Below are 20,459 nucleotides of genomic sequence, written 5' to 3' on the forward strand. Positions count from 1 at the left end.
GGAGGATACTCATCATGACTTTAGGTACTGTTATTGCAATCTGCGGCGCTGCGATCTGCGCCACTCTGGCGGGTATTGGTTCTGCATACGGCGTGCGCATCGGCGGCCAGGCGGCGGCCGGCGTGGTCTCGGAAAACCCCGGCCTGTTCGGTAAACTGCTGGTGCTTCAGGCGCTCCCCGGCACCCAGGGCATCTACGGCTTCCTCACCGCTGTCATCATCATCGTCCGCATGGGCCTGCTGGGCGGCAACCCCATCGCCCTGACCACCGCGCAGGGCTGGGCACTGTTCGGCGCCGCCATGCCCATCGGCATCGTCGGCCTGTTCTCGGCCATCTATCAGGGCCAGACCGCCGCTGCTTCCATCCACATGACCGCAAAACAGCCCGACTCTTCCGCGAAGGGCATCACCATGACCGCGATGGTCGAAACTTACGCCATCCTCGCGCTGCTCGTCTCCATCCTGCTGGTGTTCGGCATTCAGCTGTAAGCGCCAAGGATGAGACGAAACAGGAAAGCGAGGGGAAATTTTTGAGTGCAGAGAAAATCATCCAGAAAATAGAGCAGGACGCCGCCCAGGAGGCGGATACCATCCGCGCGGGCGCGCAGGAAAAAGCCGCCGCCTCGCGGGAGGCCATCCTGGCCGCAGCCCGCGCCAAGGCGGTTGCGATTGCGGAGGCCGCGAAGGACGCCTCTGAGGAGGCCCAGCGCCGCCAACTGCTGATCGCCGGCCTGGAGGCCCGCAAGAATACCCTCTCCGCCAAGCGCGCCGTGTTGGACGAGGCCTTCTCGATGGCGCTGGACCAGCTTTATAACCTGGACCTGGGCAGATGGAAGACGCTGATCGTCCGCATCGTGGCCGAATCGAGCGATACCGGCGACGAAACGCTGCGCGTGCCCGCTGCGGACCTGCCGCGCTACACCCCCGAATTCATGGCCGAGCTCAACGCGGCGCTGGTCAAACGGGGCAAAAAGGGCGAGCTGACGCTCGACCCGGTTCCCGCCTCCTTCCGGGGCGGCGTGCAGCTCATCGGTGGCAAGAGCGACGTCAACGGCTCGTTCGAGGCGCTGATCCGCGAGGCGCGCGACCGGTATGAACGCGAGGTTTCCACTCTGCTGTTTGAAGCGGAGGTGGGTTGAGATGCCACAGGCAAGCTACCCCTATGCGGTCGGGCGCATCAAGGTGCTCGAAACCCGCATGCTCGATAAAGCCAAATGGGCGCGGCTGAAGGAGGCCGACTCCTCCGAGGCGCTCCGGCTGCTGGCCGATTCCGGTTATGGCGGCGGCGCGCAGACAGGGGGCGACGTGGAGCCGCTCATCCGCGCGGAGCTGGAGGCCGCCCGCCAGGTGATCCTGGAGGTGACCCCCAACGAGGGCCTCACCAGCCTGTTTCTGCTGCGCACCGATGCACACAACCTCAAAACGCTGCTCAAGGCGCGCGTGCTGGGAATCGACTCCGGTGACCTGCTGGCGGCCGGTGGGAGCTTCCCGCTGGAGACGCTGCAAAAGTGCGTGGCCGAGCGGGACTATTCCGCCCTGCCCGAGGCGTTTTCGCGGGTGCTGCGCCCCATGGAGGAGCAGCTCGCCCAACGGGTGGATCCGCTGGCGCTGAGCGCCGCGGTGGACCGGGCGGTGTTTGAATACGCGCAGGACGTGCTGCGCGGCCGAAAAAACCGCAATCCGTTCATCCGCGAGTATTTTACCGCGCAGATCGATTTCATCAACGTGCAGAGCGCCATCCGCGCCCGCGCGCTGGGGTGGGATACGGATAAGGCGTCGCCGCTGCTGATTCCGGGCGGCGAGATCGAACGGCGCGACCTGCTGGAAAGCCTGGACGCGCCGGAGGAGCAGCTTCCCCGCAAGCTAGGGCGCGGCGCTTACGGGCGTGCGATCGCCGCGGCGGTGGAGGACTACCTCCAGACCCACAGCACCCAGGCGCTGGAGCAGCGCATGGACGCGGCGCTGATGGAGCTGGCCCGCCGTTATAAATACGATTCCTTCGGCATGGGGCCCATCGTGGGCTACCTGCTGGGCCGCGAAGCCGAGGCAAAGGCGCTGCGGGTGTTGTTCGCCGCGAAACGCGCGGGGATTGACGCCGCCCTGCCCGAGCTTTACGCCTGACGCGGGAAAGGAGAGTGACCATGGCACAGGAGATTACCATTGCAGCAATCGGCGACCGCGATTCCGTCATGCTGTTTCATGCGCTGGGCATCCATGCGGTGTATGCCGACGACGCCCAGGGGATTGAAAAAGCGATCCATCAGCTTGCGCACGCGGGCTGCGCCGTCATTTATATCACCGAACAGGCCGCCGTGCTCGCGCCGGAGGCCATTGAACGGTACAAAACAGAGCCTTTCCCTGCGATCATACCCATCCCCAACCGCTCCGGTAGCCTGGGGCTTGGTATGCAGGGCATCCGCGCAAACGTGGAGAAGGCCATCGGGGCGGATATCTTATTCGGGGAAGGAAGGTAAGGACAGACGATGACTGAAGCCAATCGTAAAGCAGAGGCCGGACAGATCGTGGGGACCATCGCCAAGGTGGCTGGCCCCCTGATTGTCGCCACAGGCATGGCGGACGTACAGATGTACGACGTGGTGCGCGTGAGCGAAAAACGTCTGATCGGCGAAATTATAGAATTGAGAGGCGACCGCGCGTCCATTCAGGTGTATGAGGAGACGGCGGGCCTCGGCCCAGGCGAACCGGTTTATTCCACCGGCGAACCGCTCTCGGTGGAACTGGCCCCCGGCCTGATCGAGAGCATCTTCGACGGCATCCAGCGCCCGCTCGAGGTGATCTACGAGCAGGAGGGCGACCGCATCACCCGCGGGGTGGACGTGCCCAAGCTGGACCGCAAGAAAAAATGGGAGTTTGTCCCGGTCGCCCAGGTGGGCGACGCGCTGAGCGGCGGCGACGTGCTCGGCACCGTGCAGGAGACCCCGGCCGTGGTGCAGAAAATCATGCTGCCCCCCACCCTCTCCGGCACTGTGGAATGGATTTACAAGGGCGAGGCGACCATCGAGGAGCCGATCGCCAAGATCAAAAAAGCGGACGGGACGGTCGTGGAGGTCCCCATGCTGCAGCGCTGGCCGGTCCGCCGTCCGCGCCCCTACCGCGAAAAGATCGCACCCAGCGAGCCGATGATCACAGGGCAGCGGGTCATCGACACCCTGTTCCCCATCGCCAAGGGCGGCGTCGCCGCGGTGCCCGGTCCGTTCGGTTCGGGCAAGACGGTGGTGCAGCACCAGCTCGCCAAGTGGGCCGATGCGGACATTATCGTTTACGTGGGCTGCGGCGAGCGCGGCAACGAAATGACCGACGTGCTCATGGAATTCCCGGAGCTGAAAGACCCGCGCACCGGCCTGCCGCTGATGAAGCGCACCGTGCTGATCGCCAACACCTCCGACATGCCGGTGGCAGCGCGCGAGGCGTCCATCTACACCGGAATCACCATCGCGGAATACTTCCGCGACATGGGTTATAAAGTGGCCATCATGGCCGATTCCACCTCCCGCTGGGCCGAGGCCCTGCGCGAGATGTCCGGCCGTTTGGAGGAGATGCCCGGCGAGGAGGGTTACCCCGCTTACCTGTCCTCCCGCTTGGCCGAGTTCTACGAGCGCGCGGGCTATGTCCACTGCATCGGGGCGGACGGCCGCACCGGCGCCATCTCCGCCATCGGCGCCGTGTCGCCCCCGGGCGGCGACACCTCCGAGCCGGTTTCGCAGGGCACCCTGCGCATCGTCAAGGTGTTCTGGGGCCTGTCGGCGAGTCTCGCCTACAAGCGCCACTTCCCCGCCATCGACTGGCTGCAGAGCTACTCGCTCTATCATGATAAAATCGACGACTACTTCAGCAAGCATGTCGCATCCGACTGGACCGAGCTGGTGGGCAAGACGATGCAGGTCCTCCAGGAGGAATCCGAGCTGGAGGAGATCGTCCGCCTGGTCGGCGTGGACGCGCTGGGCTACAAGGACCGCCTGACGCTGGAGTGCGCGCGCTCCATCCGCGAGGACTACCTGCACCAGAACGCCTTCCACGAGGTGGACACCTACACCTCGCCCGAAAAGCAGCACGGGATGCTCAGCACCATCCTCACCTGGTACCAGAAGGGCCTGGACGCGCTGGACGCGGACGTTCCGTTCTCGCGCGTCGCGGGCATGAAGATTCTCGAACAGATCGGCCGCATGAAGTACATCCCCGAGGCCGACTTCCCGCAGAGGCTGGCGGAGATCCGCAGCCAGCTCGACGCGGAATACATCGCACTGACGGAAGGGGGCAGCCTCGATGCGTAAAGAATACAAGACCATCCGCGAGGTGGTCGGTCCCCTGATGCTGGTGGAGGGCGTGGAAGGGGTCAAATACGACGAACTGGTGGAGATCGAGCAGGCCAATGGCGAGCTGCGGCTCGGCAAGGTGCTGGAGATCAACCAGGATAAGGCGATGGTCCAGCTCTTCGAGGGCTCGCAGGGCCTGCGCATCGCCGACTCGAAGGCGCGCTTCCTCGGCCACGGCATCCAGCTCGCGGTGAGCGGCGACATGCTCGGCCGCGTGTTCGACGGCATGGGCCGCCCGATCGACAACGGGCCGGCCATCATCCCCGAGAAACACCTCGACATCAACGGCTCGCCGATGAACCCGGCGGCCCGCGACTACCCCGCTGAGTTCATCCAGACCGGCGTTTCGGCCATCGACGGCCTCAACACCCTGGTGCGCGGCCAAAAGCTGCCGGTGTTCTCCGGCTCCGGCCTGCCCCACGCCCAGCTTGCGGCGCAGATCGCCCGCCAGGCGAAGGTGCGCGGCTCCAACGAGCCGTTCGCCGTGGTGTTCGCCGCCATCGGCATCACCTTTGAGGAGGCGGATTTCTTCATCAGCGACTTTCGCCGCACCGGCGCGATTGAGCGCGCGGTTCTGTTCATGAACCTCGCCAACGACCCCGCCGTCGAGCGCATCTCCACCCCGCGCATGGCCATCACCTGCGCGGAATACCTCGCTTACGAGCTGGGGATGCACGTGCTGGTCATCCTCACCGACATCACCAACTACGCCGAGGCGCTGCGCGAGGTTTCGGCCGCGCGCAAGGAGGTTCCCGGCCGCCGCGGCTACCCCGGCTACCTCTACACCGACCTCGCGTCGCTGTACGAGCGCGCGGGCCGCATCAAGGGCAAACCCGGCTCGATCACCCAGATTCCGATCCTGTCGATGCCCGAGGACGACAAGACCCACCCGATCCCCGACCTGACCGGCTACATCACCGAGGGCCAGATCATGCTTTCGCGCGAGCTGCTGCGCAAGGGCGTCACTCCGCCCATCGACGTGCTGCCCTCGCTGTCGCGTTTGAAGGACAAAGGCATCGGCAAGGGCAAGACCCGCGAGGACCACGCGGACACCATGAACCAGCTCTTCTCGGCTTACGCGCGCGGCAAAGACGCGAAGGAGCTGGCGGTCATTCTGGGCGAGGCCGCCCTTTCGGACACCGATAAGATGTACGCGAAGTTTGCCACCGAGTTCGAGCGCCGTTATGTCTCGCAGGGCTACGACACCAACCGCAGCATCGAGGAGACCCTCCAGATCGGCTGGGATCTGCTCTCAATCCTGCCGCGCTCCGAGCTCAAGCGCATCCGCGACGAATATCTCGACAAATACCTCCCCACACGTCCGGCGGAGGAGGTGTAGCGGATGGCACAGCGTGTAAACCCGACGCGCATGGAGCTGACCCGCCTGAAAAAGCGGCTCAAAACTGCTGTGCGCGGCCATAAGCTGCTCAAGGATAAGCGCGACGAGATGGTGCGCCAGTTCATGGTATACATCCGGCGCGACAAAGAGCTGCGCGAACAGGTGGAAGCCGCACTGGGCGCCGCTATGGGGCGGTTCGCAATCGCTGGGGCGCGCATGGGCGAGGAGACCCTGGCCGAGGCGCTGCTCTACCCCGCCCGCGAGGCGCGGGTGACCACCGGCAAGCGCAACATCATGAGCGTGGACGTTCCCACCATCCGACAGGTGAATACCGACGAGCCGGCCGACCTGCCCTACGGCTTCGCCTTCACCTCCAGCGAGCTGGACGGCGCGGTGCTCGACCTGACGGCGGTGCTGCCCCGTTTGATCGAGCTGGCCGAGGTGGAAAAAACCTGCAACATGCTGGCGGACGAGATCGAAAAGACCCGCCGCCGCGTCAATGCGCTCGAGCACGTCATGATCCCCGAGATGGAGGAGACCATCCGCTTCATCACCATGAAGCTGGAGGAAAATGAGCGCGGCAACCTCAACCGCCTGATGAAAGTAAAAGAAATGATGATGGCGGAACAGGCGTAACATAAAACTACATCCCATGGGGCGCGGAATTTGCTTTCGCGCCCCACTTTTTTTGTTGTGGCCAGCCGCACAAAAAGCCCTGTTTTCGCTGAAAATCCCCTTTTTCCGCTGGATTTCGAGCTCCTCAGCCTGTATAATAGAAGTTGGTAATCGTTTCCGCAAATCCGGGGAAAGGAGAATGCACACAGGATGGATAATCTGTCCGACCGCATGGTCCGTTTAAAACAGCTCTATGAAAAATACGGGCTTTCCGCGCAGCCGCTTGAGGACGATCTGCGGCAATTGGAGAGCTTTCGCATCGTCGTGCCCGTGCTCGGCTCGTTCAACACCGGAAAGAGCGCCCTGCTCAACGCGCTGCTGGGGCGGGCGGTGCTGCCCACCGGCATCACCGCCGAGCGCTCGGTTCCCACCGAGATCGTCGCCGGGGACGACCTCTTGACTATCTACCGGGAGGACACCGCCGAATTCGCGGAGCTCTCTGCCCTGCGCTCCGGCGCGCTCGACCCGGAAGGGATTGAACGGCTGCGCCTGGAGTGCGACTGCGAACTGCTGCGCCGCTTCCCCGACGTGATGCTGGTCGATTTGCCCGGGCTGGATTCGGGCATCGAGGCCAATGAGATCGCCACACGCCGCTATCTGGCGCGGAGCCAGGCATACCTGCTGGTGTTCAGCGCCGACGAGCCGGTAATCAAGCAGAGCCTGACCGACTTCCTCTCGGAACTGCGGCTGTATGAACGGCCGGTGTTTGCGGTGCTCACCAAATGTGACAAGGTGCTGCCTCAAACCAGTGAGCAGGCCCGGCTGTATCTGCAAAAGAGCCTGGCGTCGCAGTTGGTGCTGCCCGACGTGGAGGTCTACCGCATCCAGGCGGGGCCTCAGCCGGATGTGCAGCCGGTGGCACAGTTGCTCGTCCGCTTGCAGCGCTGCGCCGAGGAGCTGCGCAGTCAGGAATTCTCCGGCCGCCTGCGGCGCGCGGCGCGCTCCGCCGAGGGTTATCTGGAAATGCGCCTGCTCGACCGCACACTGACCACCTCCGAGTTGGAGGGGCGCATCGGGCGGATACAGGACGGCATGGAGCGGCTGTTCGAGGCGCTCGACCAAAATGCGGCGCACTTTTCTGGCCTGCTCGAACAAAGCGAGATGGCCGCCAAAATTTATCTGCGTGAGGGGATGCTGGAGCTCTCCCCGATCATCGAAGCCGCCCTTGCGGCCGGGGAAAGCCCTCAGGCCCAGGTGGACGGCATCCTGCGCGAACTGCTCACCGCGACAGTGCACAGCGAGATCGACCCGGTGTTGCAGCGCTACGGGAAAAGTATGCGTGAACTGCTCGCCCTGCACCAGCAGGCGGAACCGGAACACACGGTTTCGCGCCCCCCGGCCGAGCTGCCCGCAGTTGCCACAGTGGAGACCGTGCTGCGCCACTTCACGGGGAGCGCCGAGGTATTCGACCAGCTCTTTTCCTCTCAATCGCGCTTTTCCCTCAAGCTGGCGGCGCTGCGCAAGCGCTTGGTGCCCATCGTGCAGGGCCAGGTGTTGCCCGAACTCGAACGGTTGGTGGACACCTGTATTGCAGAATCGGTGGCGGAATACTCCGAACAGTACCTCTCCCAGGTATCCGCCCCTGCGCTGGAGGAGCTCGCCTTCCGCCGCAACGCACTGGAGGATCTGCGGCGGGAAAAGCTCTCGGGCGAACAGGCGATGCGCCACTCGATCGGCGAGCTGCAAGCCGACCTGGCTTTGGTGCGAGAACTCAGCCGCAGTTGACCCGCTGCGATCGGATAAGAAAGGAGCCTGCCGATGCTCAATCAAAATGAAGCCCAAAACAGAAAGCTGGAAGCCTTCTCAGAGCTGCTCGATCAGGTCTGCCGCGGGCTGGGCCCTTATGCCCAATACATCAACCTCACGCCGCTCACCGAGCTTCGGGAGGCGTTCGACCGCAAGACCGACGACTTCTTTCGCAGCGGACGGAAGTTTAACCTCGCGGTGATCGGCCAGGTGAAGTCGGGGAAATCCTCCTTTTTGAACGCTCTGCTGTTCGGCGGGCGGGATGTGCTCCCGCTGGACTGCACCCCCAAAACAATGGCGTTGACGCGGGTGGAATATTCACCGCAGACGCGCATGACGGTGGAATACTACGCCCCGGACGACTGGGCGGCACTCGAGAAGCTCGCGGCCTCGGCGCTGGAGAGCGACCGGGCCCGCGCCGCACGTGAAACCATCCGGATGGCCTACGCATCGGGCGTGGACGTGGCGCGCTGCCTCGCCGCAGGTGAAGAAACCTTCCGCTTCGACTCCTACAGCGGCCTGATGGAACGGCTGGACGATTATGTTGGGGAACAGGGCCGCTTTACCGCGCTGGTGAAGTGCGTCACCCTCGGGCTGGACGAGCCCGCCCTGAAGGGCGTCTCGGTCATCGATACGCCCGGCCTCAACGACCCCATCCCATCGCGCACTGAGCGCACCCGCGCGTTTATTGAAACCTGTGACGCGGCCTTCTTTTTGAGCCGCGCCAGCTACTTTCTCGACCAAAATGACATCGCGCTGCTGACCGAACAGCTCCCACAGAAGGGGGTCCGGCGGCTGGCGTTGATCGCAAGCCAGTACGACAGCGCCCTGATGGATGTGATCGCCGATTGCTCCAATCTGGCGGAGGCCGAACATCTGGTGAAGGATTCCCTGCGGCGGCGCGCACAGAGCCAAATCGAGGCTGCCCTGCCCCGCGTTGCGCAGGGAGAAACCGGGCGCCTGCTGGCGGATGTGCTGGATTCCTGCCGCCATCCGGTGTTCCTCTCGGTTTTGGCGCACCGCATGGCACAAAAGGCGCCCCCAGAGTGGACCGAACAGGAAAACCGCGTCAACCGCCTGCTCTGCCTGCACGGCCAGCTCTCGGCGGAAGAACTCGGTGCTATCGGCAACTTTGAGGAAATCCAAGCCATCTTCCGCGAGTGGAACGAACAGAGGGAGGAAACGCTGCGACAAAAAGCGGAGGAGTTTACAGCCATTGCGCGCTGCGACCTGACACAGCGGCTCCGCAGGCTGCAGTCCTCCGCGCAAAAGGCGCTCAACTACCTTGTGGAAGTCAAAAAGCCGGAACTGATCGGTAAGATGCGAGAGGCTGTGGATCGCTCCCAGCAGGCGTCCGACGCGTCTCAGGCGCTGTTTCACGATTTTCTCGCCCCGCTGGACGACCGGCTGAACCGGGCATACAAGGCGCTGGGCAAACTGCCATCCCATCTGCCTGCACCGGTAAAAAAGAGCGGTTTGGAGCTGCGCGGCCGCACCGAGGGGGCTGGTTCCGCCAAAGCTGCTTATCCCTGGGGCGGGAAGCACTCCACCTATGAATTGGAACAGATCGCATACGACTATCTGGACGCGGCGGAGACCCTCGAGGCGGTGCGCCTGTTGACGGAAGGAGCGATACAGGCGCACATCTTTGTCTTCACTCCCTTTGAAAATACCGCCGCCCTGCAAAACCGCTTGTTGCTGTTCGGCGCACATCTCTGGGAACAATACGGCTATCCACCCAACCCCGACCGGCTGCAAAGCATTGTGCGGCAAGCTGCGGCCCTGATCGCTGTACCGCGCCCCGAGTACGACTATTCCGTCCAGGCCGCCGCCTTTGAACAGCAGTTTCCCGGCCAGGTCCGCAACGAGCAGCGCCAGGCCGAGCTGGAACAGGCAGCGTCCCGCCTGCTCGTGGAGCTTTCGGAGGACGCCGCAGTGCAGCTCCAAAAGAATGGTGAACTTTTTGTGCATAACGTCCAGCGGGCACAGGGGCGTCTGATCTCCCTCCTGCTGGAGAATACGAATGAGGAGCGATCCGAGCTGATGCGCGACATCGCGCATCTGGAAAAGGTGATCGGCCTGTATCGGGAGTTTCTTGATACCCTCAACCGTTATCTGACAAAATAAAGAGCGGCCGGAAACAGAAAATTCTGTTTCCGGCCGCTTTACTGATTGGAAGGACCGGGGCCATCCTCATTCAGCCGATGGCAGCAAGCCCAGATTGGCTCGCAGCAGGATATTGCTTGCGTTACAACGATTGGGCAATCGCCGGTGCTGGGAATCGAACACCGCCTGTTTGTCCTAGGAAAAGCCCTATACATACGCGGTACACATCCGGCGCATTGATTTGGACAAGGGGCAACGGGCAGCATCCTCTGCATCACGTCTTTCTGCCTCTGAAGGATCTCATGGAAGGTCGTCTGGGAATGAGCCGTCCGCAGCGCTCCCCCTTCTCTCTTCCTGCGCGTCCAAATACCGCTTCAAGCAGTGCTCGGGATGACTCACATACCAAGCGATCGTCTTTTCCATCGCTTCCGTAAAATTGGTGGTGGCGCTCCAACCCAACTCTCGTTCAATCTTTTGCGGGTCCACGGCATACCGCCGGTCATGCCCCTTGCGGTCGGGCACGTGTGCAATCAAGTTGCGGCTGATCGTGTCGTCCACCTGTTCGTGCAGGTAGTCCACAATCCACTGCACCAGTTGCAGATTGGCACACTCGCTGCGTGCACCGATGTTGTAAATTTCCCCAGGCTTGCCCATGCGGAGCACGTGATCAACCGCGCGGCAGTGGTCTTCCACATAGATCCAATCGCGCACCTGAAGCCCATCCCCATAGACCGGCAAACCCTGATGGGTGAGCGCTTTACAGATCATCAACGGAATCAACTTTTCGGGGTATTGGCCGGGGCCAAAATTGTTGCTGCACCGGGTGATATTGACCGGCAGACGGTAGGTTTCAAAATAAGCGCGCGCCAAAAGGTCGGCCGACGCCTTGCTGGCGGAATAGGGGCTGCGCGGATTGAGCGGTGAGTGCTCGGTGAAGCGTCCAGTCGGGCCCAAGGTCCCATAGACTTCGTCGGTGGATACCTGTAAAAAGCGGCACCCCTTCTGATAGGTATCTTCATCGATCTGCCACGCCCGTTTGGCTTCCTCCAGAAGCACGTTCACCCCTTCTATATTGGTCTGAATAAAGACATCTGGCTGGACGATGGAGCGATCCACATGCGATTCCGCCGCAAAGTTGACCAGATAGTCGATCCGTTCGCTTTGCAGCACCTCTCGCACCGCCATGCGGTCGCAGATATCCGCCTGTACAAATCGATAACGCGCATCATGCTCAATTGGCTTGAGGTAGCGCGGATTGGCGGCATAGGTCAGTTTATCCAGATTGATCACGCGAATGTCATCATGACGGCGCAACAAATGGATGATGAAGTTAGAGCCGATAAACCCGGCTCCGCCTGTGACCAAATAAGTTTTCATCTCCCTCACCTCGTGTTTCTCATTAGCTTCTTTTGTTATTATAACGGTTTTTTCGCCGTTTGAAAACCACCAATCGTATGAATCTATTAAAAAGGAGAGAGCGAACCAAATTTGGCTCGCTCTCTTCCCTTTATGGTCCGCTATGCGGATTATTTCTCCTGATGTTTCTTGCGCACCACGACCAGGCTCACGCCGCCGATAGCCGCTGCCGCCAGCACCAGCAGCCACAGGTCCGAGAGGTTCTCGCCCTGCTCCGCCGCCGCTTGCTGCGCGCCGCCGATCGTCTCGCTCGCACTGGCCGCTTCGCCAGCAGGCGCCGCCGCGTTCGGCACCGTCGCTGCCACCTCGCCGCCCGTCTCCGGGTTCAGGCTGATGGTGCCGCTTTGTGCCGCCGTCTCGCCGTCCGCCATCGCGATGAGCTCCGCCGCGCTGTAGTACACTGCGGATGCGTCGATCGCGTAATTGCTCAGCAGATATGCCTTTCCGCCGATCTCGATGTTCAGCGCGACGCCCTTCGCCGCCGCTGCATCGATCACCGTCGCCGGCGTCATCGCTCCGCTCTCCAGCGTCGCGTTTACTGTGCCACTCTTGGCCGTGCTGTTGATCTTCTCGATGATCCCGTTCCAGTAATCGCTGTCGCTTACTTTAGAAACGGAACCGCTCGAGCCGCCCTTCGTCTTCAGGCCCTTCACTGCGTTCGCCAGCTTAGTTGCCGCGCCGTTCAGCTCTTCTGCCGTCGCGTTTTCGTTCGCCAGCAGCGCTTTCGCTTCCGCCTTCACAGCCTGCACCGCATTCCAGCTCGCCGCCGTGTAACGCGCCGCGTTCAGCTCGTTCACTTCGGCCACCGCCTGCATGAGGCGCACCTTCGCAATTGCGCAGGTCAGGTCTTCCGCCATCTGATCGACGGCCTCCTGCGCCGCGTCGCCGTTTGTGAGTAGCGCCTCCGCGCTGTCCAGCAGCTCGGTCACATAGCGCAGGCTCTCCTCGCTGTAGTTCCCGCTCTCCACCAGCGCCTGCGCCAGCTTCACAGCGGACTCAAGCGCCGCCTTCTGCGCCCGTAGCTCCAGTGCGGTCATGGCTTTCATCAGCGACTGGTACGCCGCGTCGATCGCCTCCTGCGTCGCGTAGTCGTCCGCCTCGACCTTGAGCGCCTCGCTCAGCGCCTCGGCCAGCGCCGCCCAACTGGTGGGCGTGTACTGGGCTTCGGTCAAGCTCTGCGCGCTATCGATCGCTGCGCTCAGCAGGGTGCGGTCCTCGCGCTCCACCACCAGGGCCAGCGTCTTCATCACCTTGCGGTACATGTCGTTGATCTGCTTCTGCGTCGCGGTGCTGTCCTGCAGCAATGCTTCCGCCTCGTCGATCACCGCTTGCAGCATTTCGATCGAATCCTGCGTCAGGTCGTATTCCTCGATCGTCCGCTTGGAAAGCGCGATCGACATGGTGAGCAGCTCGGTCTCCAGGTTCAGCTTGAGCCCCTGATAGGCCGCTTCCAGGGCGTTCCGGGCATCGTTCACCGCATCCTGGGTGGCGTCGCCGTTCTCCATCACCAGGCGCGCCGCCTCCAGCTCTTCAGCCAGCGCTTTCAAGCTCTCCTGGGTGTAGGCTGGAGATTTCAGCGCTTCCTCCGCCAGCGCGATCAGCGCGCCCAGCTCCGTCTTGTCTACGTCGGAGGGCTGCTCCGACTCGGCGACTACCTTTACCACGATGCTCGCCTGGAAGCCGCTCGGGTTGGTCACGTTGTCCGGCAGGGTGACCGCGCCGGTCAGGGTGTAGCTGCCGATCTCGCCCGCGACATATCCCTCTTCGGACCACACCACCGGGAAGCTCTCGGCCTTGCCGTTGCTCAGCAGCAGCCTCGCCGTCTCCGGCAGTGCCAGCTCGGCAAACGGGACATTGCCCTTCACTTCCAGCTCGGATTCCACCGCGCCCTTCACCGTCAGGGTCTCGTCGCCGGTGGTCCATTTCGCCAAAATGGCATCCAGTTCCTTCTGGGTGACAGGCACCACACCGCCGTGGCGCACGTCGCCCGAAGGCATGTTCGGGTTCTTGCCCATATAAGTCCATTCGCCGCTTGCGAGGTCATCGGTCACCGAATAGCCGAAGCGATCCCCGCTCGCATAGAAGAAATCCCAGTAGTGGAACCACTTGTTCTCACCGTTGGCTTTGAACACGAACGGACCTTCCGCGTACTTGTCGGTGACAAACTCATCGGTATAGATCTCGAAGCTGCCCGGAGCGAGGGAGGTGGATTTCGCAAATTTGATCGCTTTTCCGCTCTCGCGCTCGTCCTTAAACGCCATATAGTAGACGCCGTCATGTTTGATGATGGCGGAGTCGATGATCTGGTAACCGGGGTCGAAGTATATGCCAGGAGTGGACAGGCTCTCCAAATCCTTGGAGGTGTTGTAATAGATCGGCCCAGAACCGTTTTCTCCTCTGGCTGAGGGGTCCGCCCAGTACAGATAATATTGATCGGTGATCGGATCGTAAGAACCTTCGGGAGCCCACGCGCGGGAACCGGTCAGACCGGCCACGCCGCTCTGAGAGGCCCTCAGCAGGCGCTCGTTGGTAAACTCGGTGAGGTTCTCAGAATGCCATGCGTAAATGTACGGGGTATCCCAGCCCTGGGTGGCCAGAACGCTGAACGAACCGTCCTTGTTTCTCATGATGAACGGGTCGCGCACGCGCTTGGTGTCGCCCATCGTCGGGTAGACGACCGGGTAGTTGTTGTTGAGCTTCTCCCAATGCACGCCGTCGTAGCTGTAGGCCATGCGGAACTTCTCATCGGGGTTGTTGACACCCTGGTGTTCCGCATCCACAGCGCCGTTCGCGCCGAAGAACGAAAGGACATAGCCGACGAACTCGTCCATGAGAATCACGTTGTTGTAGACGACCTCAACGACAGCATCGCCCTTGGTTACAACGCCTTTGAGCTTGAGAAGCTGACGCTCATCGGAGGTCCCGGTCTTGGTGATGACGTTGTCCACCAGATTCGCGTCGCCCTCGGTGATGGTCCACACCACGTTGGAGCCGCTCTTCGCCTTCGGCAGCTCATAGCCGTCGTTGATCAGGTAGTCGATGGCCCTTTGCAGATATTCCGCATCCTTCGCCGCGACATCCTCGTCGGACATTGCAACCACCGTCGCGGTGAAGCTCTTCTCGACGCTCTTGCCGTCCTTGGAGATGACAGCGGTGAGCACCACCGTCTGATTTCCCTGCTCCAGATTCGGCAGGTTGATGTTGCCATCCGCCGCAATAAATTCGGGCTTGTCGGACTTCCAGGTGATCGCAGTGCCCTTCAAGCCGGTGGCCGGCAGGGTCAGGCTCTCTGTGACATGGCTCAGGTCGCCCAGATCGAGCGCGTCCGCTGCGATATTCAGCAGGCCCTGCGCGGATTCGTCCGCGATCTCCTGCGCGGAAAGCGCCCTGTAGAAGATTTTGTAATCGTTCATCCGTCCGCTGAAGGTCGGGTCGGCCGAGAAGATGGTTTTGCCGATGTAGTTGTTGACCGTGTCGCCCAGGGCGGCGATGGTGCCGTCGGTCGCGCTGCGCGCAACTTCCTTGCCATCCAGGTAAACAACCGCTTCGCCGTTCTCATAGGTCGCCGCGACATGGCTCCACTGGTCTGCGGGAAGCGCGTCGGCAGGGGACGCCTGTGCGGTCTGTTGGCCGGTCATGCCGTCGGTGTACCACGACCAGATCAAGCCGCAGTCCACGTTGCCGGGATTGCCCTGGTTCGCGATGGTCAGGAAGCGGTCATTGCCCGACGAAACATGGAAGAGCCCCTCCCAGTTCGCCTTGGCGTCCATCTCGGTCCACAGGGAGATGGTGAGCGCTTCGGTGTCCGCCGCGCCGCCGATCCAGTTGGCCGGCATCTCGACGTAGTCGTCCACGCCGTCCAGCACCAGGTTGCCACCCTCGATCTTGGCGCCGCTCTTGAGAACGCCGTTTGCTCCGGAGATCAGGTCGGCAGCGTCGCCGTCAAAGCTGTAGTAGTTGACTAGCTCATCCAGGCCGATGACGTTGACTTCGATATCTTTGCTCGCGGTCAGGCCGCCGAGCTCGATGTTGGCCGTCAGGGTCGCCGTCTGATAGTTCTGGGAACGGATAATCATACCCGTGTCGGAAATCAGCTCCGGAGTCTTGGAGCTCCAGGTGATGTTCGCACCGAATTCGCCCTTGGCCGGCAGGTCGAGGTTGGCGCGGGTGCCCTTCGGCAGGGTCAGGGCCGCTTTGGCGATGTCGATGTTGACAGCCGGGGTGTTCGCCAGAACGGTGATGCTGAACTCCTTGGCGACCTCCACGCTGCCGTTGGAGATGGTGGCCGTCAGGGTGACGGTCTTGTTCTCGTCGGCCGGACGGGTCACCTTGCCGTCGTCGCCCAGATAAGCGGAATCGCTCGACTTCCAGGTGATGGTATTGCCGTACTTGCTCTCCGGCAGCTGGATGTCGGCATAAACCGTGGTGCTCTCCAGCTCCAGCTCGTAAGATTCCTGCATCAGTTCCTTGCGCTCCAGATCAGCGAGAATCTCCGCCTCGGAGAGCGCGCGGTTGTAAATCTTGAAGTTGTCAAAGGTGCCGATCGCATTCGGGTCGGGCCACACGCTCTTGCCGATCATCACCGGGCCGGCATCGTACACGCCGCCGAAGGTGTTGGTCATCGAGCTGCTGACAGCCACCAGCGTGCCGTCCAGATACAGCTTCGCGGTGCTGCCCTCCTGGGTGTACACGAAGTTCACCCAGCGGCCGGTATCGACGCAGACGCCCTCGGCCGCCGCGATGCGCTGCTCGCTGGTGCCGGGATTTTTGATGGCCACGGTGATGCCCACCGGCTTGCCGCCCGGGTTGCCCTGCGCCGCCATGGTGATGTAAGCGCCGCTCTGGCTACCAGCGGAGAACAGGGTGGTCCACGCCTCGCGCGCGGTGAGATACACATCGCCCGAGAGGGTCATGTCGGTGAGGCCGTTGAGAACCTCCCCGTTGATCTCGATGCTGTTGCTGCCATCGCTGCCGAACAGCGCGCCGCTGCCGATCTTGCCGTCGGCCAAGGTGACGCTGCCCTTGAATGTGCCGTCGTAACCGTTGCCAGTCTGGTCGATCACTTTACCGCCCTCATTCTCCTCAAACGTATAGTTGAGGATGGGGTCGTCCACAAATTCGACCGGGGGTTCCTCGCCGGTGATCTCAAATTCCGATTTGGCTCGGCTGAGGATGGTGAAATTGTCCACCTTGCCGACCATGCCGGGATCTCCGAACATCAGGCTTCTGCCGATGGAAGCGCCGGCGCCCGCCACCTTGGAGAGGTCATCCGGGGTAGTGTTGATCGTACCGGTGCCCACCAGCTCGTTGTTGATGTACAGCTTGCCGGTGGCGCCCTCCTGCGTGTAGGTCAGATGCGCCCACTCGCTAACCGGCAGCTTGACATCGGCGGAACCGCTCTTCACGCGGTCCTCCGCGCCGCCGTTCTTCTTGGTAGCGAGCGTCAGCCCGACCTTTACGAGGGACGGATTGCCCTGGTTGGCCAATACAATGTAGTTGGAACCGTCCTTGCCCATCGTGAAAAGCTGGGTCCAATTGACGCTCTCATCGAGGTAATAGTCCGCCTCGAGGGTGTAATCGGTCATCCCTTCAAACGCCGCGATGGGGATATCCACACCGCTCGCCGCGTCCTGCTTGCCGCCGATGAGGGAGACCGCACTGCCGTCCTTGCCGTCGGCCGAAACAGCCGCGCCCTTGACCAGCGTGCCGTCGAAGCCGTTGCCGCTCATATCAGCCACCGTGCTGCCGCTGACCGACTCGAAGTCGTAGCTCACGACGGTAGCGGGGTCGAGCTCAGGATTCAGCTTGCTGTACAGCTCTTTCATGATGACCATGCCGTACTGGTCGTTGCAGTGCCAGGCATCGGACATCTTTTCGCTGCTCCAATCGCCGAACCACGGGCCCATATCCCAGAACCGGACGCCGGTGGCCGCCGCCGCGTTCGGGAAGGTGGTCTTCCAGTACTCGCGCAGCATCACCTTGGAGGCCGGCTTGGAGGTATCGTTGGTATCAAAGGTGGAAAGCAGCCAGATTTCCTTGTCGGGCAGCGCCGCTTTCACACGATTGAGCACAGTGATCAAATCCTGCTCCACATCTGCCGGCTGACGGGGTTCGGCCAGCGCGCCGTGGTCGTTGGTGCCGAGCAGCACCACGATCTTGTCAGGGTTAATCAGCTTCAGGAAGGAATCGAAAATGCTTTCGGTCAGGATTGCGAAATCATTCGAGGTCGCTTCCGCGTTGCCCAGGGTGTTGATGATCGCACGGCTGTCGCGTTCACCGATGATGGCGTCCGCGCCGTAGAAGTTGACATGGCCCTGGTTGATCTTGATTTGCATCACGTGCGAGCCGTATTTCAGCCCGTCGTAGGATGCGGCATGGGTCTTGTAATCGTTGGGCTGATTCTGATAGACCGTGCCCTTGTCCACACCGTCGATGGTGACGGAGAAGTTGCCCGCGCCATTCCACGAGAGATAGAACAGGTCGATGGCGGAACCGACAAAGTTGATGGTCATCTCCGCACCGGTGTCGCCCCTGGCGTAGATGCCGTTCGGGGAATCGTTGGTGGTGCCGTGGATTCCCCAACGCGCGGTGTCGAAATCCGTCCAGCCGCCGGTGCGGGTGAACGAGAAGTTCTTCGGCTGTTTTTGGAAATAGGAGTTGGCCGCAAGGGTGACAAACCCGGTGCCATAGTCGCCGTAATCCTCGTTGAGGAGCTCCTTCATGTTCATGGTCAGCCAGCCGAATTCGGTGTTGGAGTCGCCGATCTGAAGGATGTTCATCGGCTTCTTGGCCACCGCCTTCGGGTCGGCTTTGAGTTCAACCGTGAATTCCTTTGTATCGCTCACGTCGCCCGAGACCAGCGTCGCCGTCAAGGTGACCGCCTTGCCCTCCGCCTTGTCGCGGATTACAATGCCGTTCTCCACAATGTGGGCGGGATCGCTGGTTTCCCAATAGATCTTGGCGCCGTTCTCACCGACCAGCGGAAGCTCCAGGCGGTCGCCGGTGAACGGCGCGATCTCGCCCAAATCCAGCGCAGCCTTGTCCTTCTCCACGATCTCCTGATTCGCCATTACATCGGCGACCAGCTCGTCCGCGGAGAGGGCGCGGGTATAAATCTTAAAGTTGTCGATGCGTCCGGTCGCCGTGGGGTCCGCCGGATAGGGGCTCTTGGCCAGATAGCACTTCTCCCCCACGACATACGCGTCGCCGATCGTATTGGTCATATCGGTCTTTTCCGCTACGACCTCGCCGTCGATGTACAGTCGGGCTGTGCTGCCCTCCTGGGTGTAAGCGATTCTCGCCCAACGCCCCACAGGCACAGTCTTGTCAACCGGAGCGGAGATGCGCTGCTCCACACCGCCCACGCGGATGCCCAGCGTATAGCCGACCTGTGCGCCGCCCGGCGCTCCCTTTGCCGCCATCACGGTGCAGTTGACGTCGTTGACATTGCTGCCCGCGGCGAACAGCGCGGTCCATGTGGAGACGCTGTCCAGCCACACATCCGCCATGATGGTCACATCTTCGATGCCGTTGACCACTTCCATGGGGATTTCAACATAATCGGTGCCCGAGGACAGCTTGATGGCCTTGCCGTCGCGCGAATTGACGAGCGCAGCATTGCCGGTCATGGTGCCGTCAAAGCCGTTGCCGCTCTCATCGGGGACAACCATGCCGTCGGCCTCTTCAAAATTGTAGTAGAGCAGCAGATCGTCGCCGGCCTCCCCTGTGATCTCAGCCTGGGTCTTGGCGCGGCTGTAAATCGCAAAGTTATCCACGCGGCCATCCATACCGGGGTCGGGGAACATCCGGCTCTGGCCGATCGCCGCCGTCACGCCATCCTGCTGTGCCAGGTCGTCGGGCGTGGTATTGATCGTGCCGGTACCCACCAGCTCGCTGTTGATGTACAGCTTGCCGGTGGCGCCCTTCTGGGTATAGGTCAGGTGCGACCACTCGCCGGTGGGCAGTTTGATATCGGGGGAACCGGATTTGACGCGGTCCTCGGTGCCGCCGTTCAGCATTGTGGCAATCGTCAGGCCGACTGATACGCTCATCGGGGTACCCTGATTGGCCAAAACGATATAATTCCGATCCTTGCCCATTGTGAACAACTGGGTCCATGTGACCGAGTTGTCCAGATAGAAGTCCGCCTCAAGGGTGTAATCGGTCACGCCCTCGAACGCTTCCACAGGGATCAACACGCCGTCGGCGTCTGTCTTTGTCTTTTCGCCGGCGAGATCAACGGCCTTGCCCTCTTTGCCGTTGTCAACAACCGCCGCGCCGTTGAGCAGCGTGCCGTCGTAACCGTTGCCGCTTGCATCCGCAACAGTTTCGCCGTCCACGCTCTCAAAGTCATAGAACAGGACCAGGGAATCGTCATTGGGGATCGCCCGCGCGCCGTAACTGCGGGGAAGCACCGCCTCCGACAGGTCCTCCTCCTGTTCAGCTTCAGGCGCAGGAACCAGGTCAGAATCCGTTTTCTGGTTCCCAGCGTCCTCGGCAGGAGTCTCCTCCTGCTGCGCTACAATTTCGGCGGGATTCTGGCCGGGATCCACCTCAATTGCATAGGCAAAGCTGGAAAAAGTGCTGCATAACATGGCAAAGGTCAATATCCATGCTACCACATTCTTTTTCATTTCCTTCCTCCTTTTGTCTTCATAATTTCTGATAGACCGGAAAGATTTTGCCTTTTCGCTCTACCTTGTTTTATTATACTGCTTTTTTTGGGTAGTGTATTTATAATAATTTAACATGATTACATAAAATTTTAGCATATAGCACGATTCCTACATCACACCCTTTTTTCAATGATTCAACTATTCCAAAGGTGATTTAATCTACAATCGC

11 protein-coding genes are annotated in these 20,459 nt (G+C 61.5%); 9 read left to right on the forward strand and 2 right to left on the reverse strand.

All coding sequences use genetic code 11. From position 1 onward, the window contains the following. Nucleotides 1-11: 11 nt before the first annotated feature. The 9 genes from H8711_RS06265 to H8711_RS06305 all read left to right on the forward strand — a co-directional run bounded on the left by H8711_RS06265 (nucleotide 12) and on the right by H8711_RS06305 (nucleotide 10,220). Nucleotides 12-488: a V-type ATP synthase subunit K gene (locus tag H8711_RS06265; RefSeq protein WP_343252998.1), complete on the forward strand. Its 477-nt coding sequence runs from the start codon at nucleotides 12-14 to the stop codon at nucleotides 486-488. Nucleotides 489-529: 41 nt separating this feature from the next. Further along, a complete protein-coding gene (locus tag H8711_RS06270) occupies nucleotides 530-1,138 on the forward strand; it encodes a V-type ATP synthase subunit E (RefSeq protein ID WP_249282612.1) in 609 nt (202 codons plus the stop codon). Between the two features lies 1 nt (nucleotide 1,139). Then, nucleotides 1,140-2,120 carry a V-type ATPase subunit gene (locus H8711_RS06275; protein ID WP_249282613.1) on the forward strand — a complete coding sequence of 327 codons (981 nt, stop codon included), beginning with the start codon at nucleotides 1,140-1,142 and terminating at the stop codon, nucleotides 2,118-2,120. 20 nt (nucleotides 2,121-2,140) lie between these two features. Next, nucleotides 2,141-2,473 carry a V-type ATP synthase subunit F gene (locus H8711_RS06280; protein WP_249282614.1) on the forward strand — a complete coding sequence of 111 codons (333 nt, stop codon included), beginning with the start codon at nucleotides 2,141-2,143 and terminating at the stop codon, nucleotides 2,471-2,473. Nucleotides 2,474-2,482: 9 nt separating this feature from the next. Continuing rightward, complete coding sequence (locus tag H8711_RS06285; RefSeq protein WP_249282615.1) at nucleotides 2,483-4,291, forward strand: V-type ATP synthase subunit A; 1,809 nt, start codon at nucleotides 2,483-2,485, stop codon at nucleotides 4,289-4,291. Beyond that, the gene (locus H8711_RS06290; RefSeq protein WP_249282616.1) at nucleotides 4,284-5,672 is read left to right on the forward strand and encodes a V-type ATP synthase subunit B; all 1,389 of its coding nucleotides are present in this window, start codon (nucleotides 4,284-4,286) and stop codon (nucleotides 5,670-5,672) included. The genes H8711_RS06285 and H8711_RS06290 overlap by 8 nt, the downstream gene beginning before the upstream one ends. A 3-nt stretch (nucleotides 5,673-5,675) precedes the next feature. Then, nucleotides 5,676-6,308 (forward strand): V-type ATP synthase subunit D, encoded by a 633-nt coding sequence (locus H8711_RS06295; RefSeq protein WP_249282617.1) that lies wholly within the window; start codon nucleotides 5,676-5,678, stop codon nucleotides 6,306-6,308. 189 nt (nucleotides 6,309-6,497) lie between these two features. Next, nucleotides 6,498-8,072, forward strand: a complete 1,575-nt coding sequence (locus H8711_RS06300) for a dynamin family protein (RefSeq protein ID WP_249282618.1) — start codon at nucleotides 6,498-6,500, stop codon at nucleotides 8,070-8,072. A gap of 33 nt (nucleotides 8,073-8,105) precedes the next feature. Beyond that, nucleotides 8,106-10,220, forward strand: coding sequence for a dynamin family protein (locus tag H8711_RS06305; protein WP_249282619.1), 2,115 nt, complete (start codon nucleotides 8,106-8,108; stop codon nucleotides 10,218-10,220). 279 nt (nucleotides 10,221-10,499) lie between these two features. Here H8711_RS06305 and rfbB read toward each other — a convergent pair whose 3' ends face one another. Both rfbB and H8711_RS06315 read right to left on the reverse strand, forming a co-directional pair. Further along, a complete protein-coding gene (rfbB, locus tag H8711_RS06310) occupies nucleotides 10,500-11,576 on the reverse strand; it encodes a dTDP-glucose 4,6-dehydratase (RefSeq protein ID WP_249282620.1) in 1,077 nt (358 codons plus the stop codon). 149 nt (nucleotides 11,577-11,725) lie between these two features. Next, nucleotides 11,726-20,248, reverse strand: coding sequence for a LamG-like jellyroll fold domain-containing protein (locus tag H8711_RS06315; protein ID WP_249282621.1), 8,523 nt, complete (start codon nucleotides 20,246-20,248; stop codon nucleotides 11,726-11,728). Nucleotides 20,249-20,459: the final 211 nt, after the last annotated feature.

This window comes from Ligaoa zhengdingensis, from assembly GCF_014384885.1.
Taxonomy (GTDB): domain Bacteria; phylum Bacillota; class Clostridia; order Oscillospirales; family Ruminococcaceae; genus Ligaoa; species Ligaoa zhengdingensis.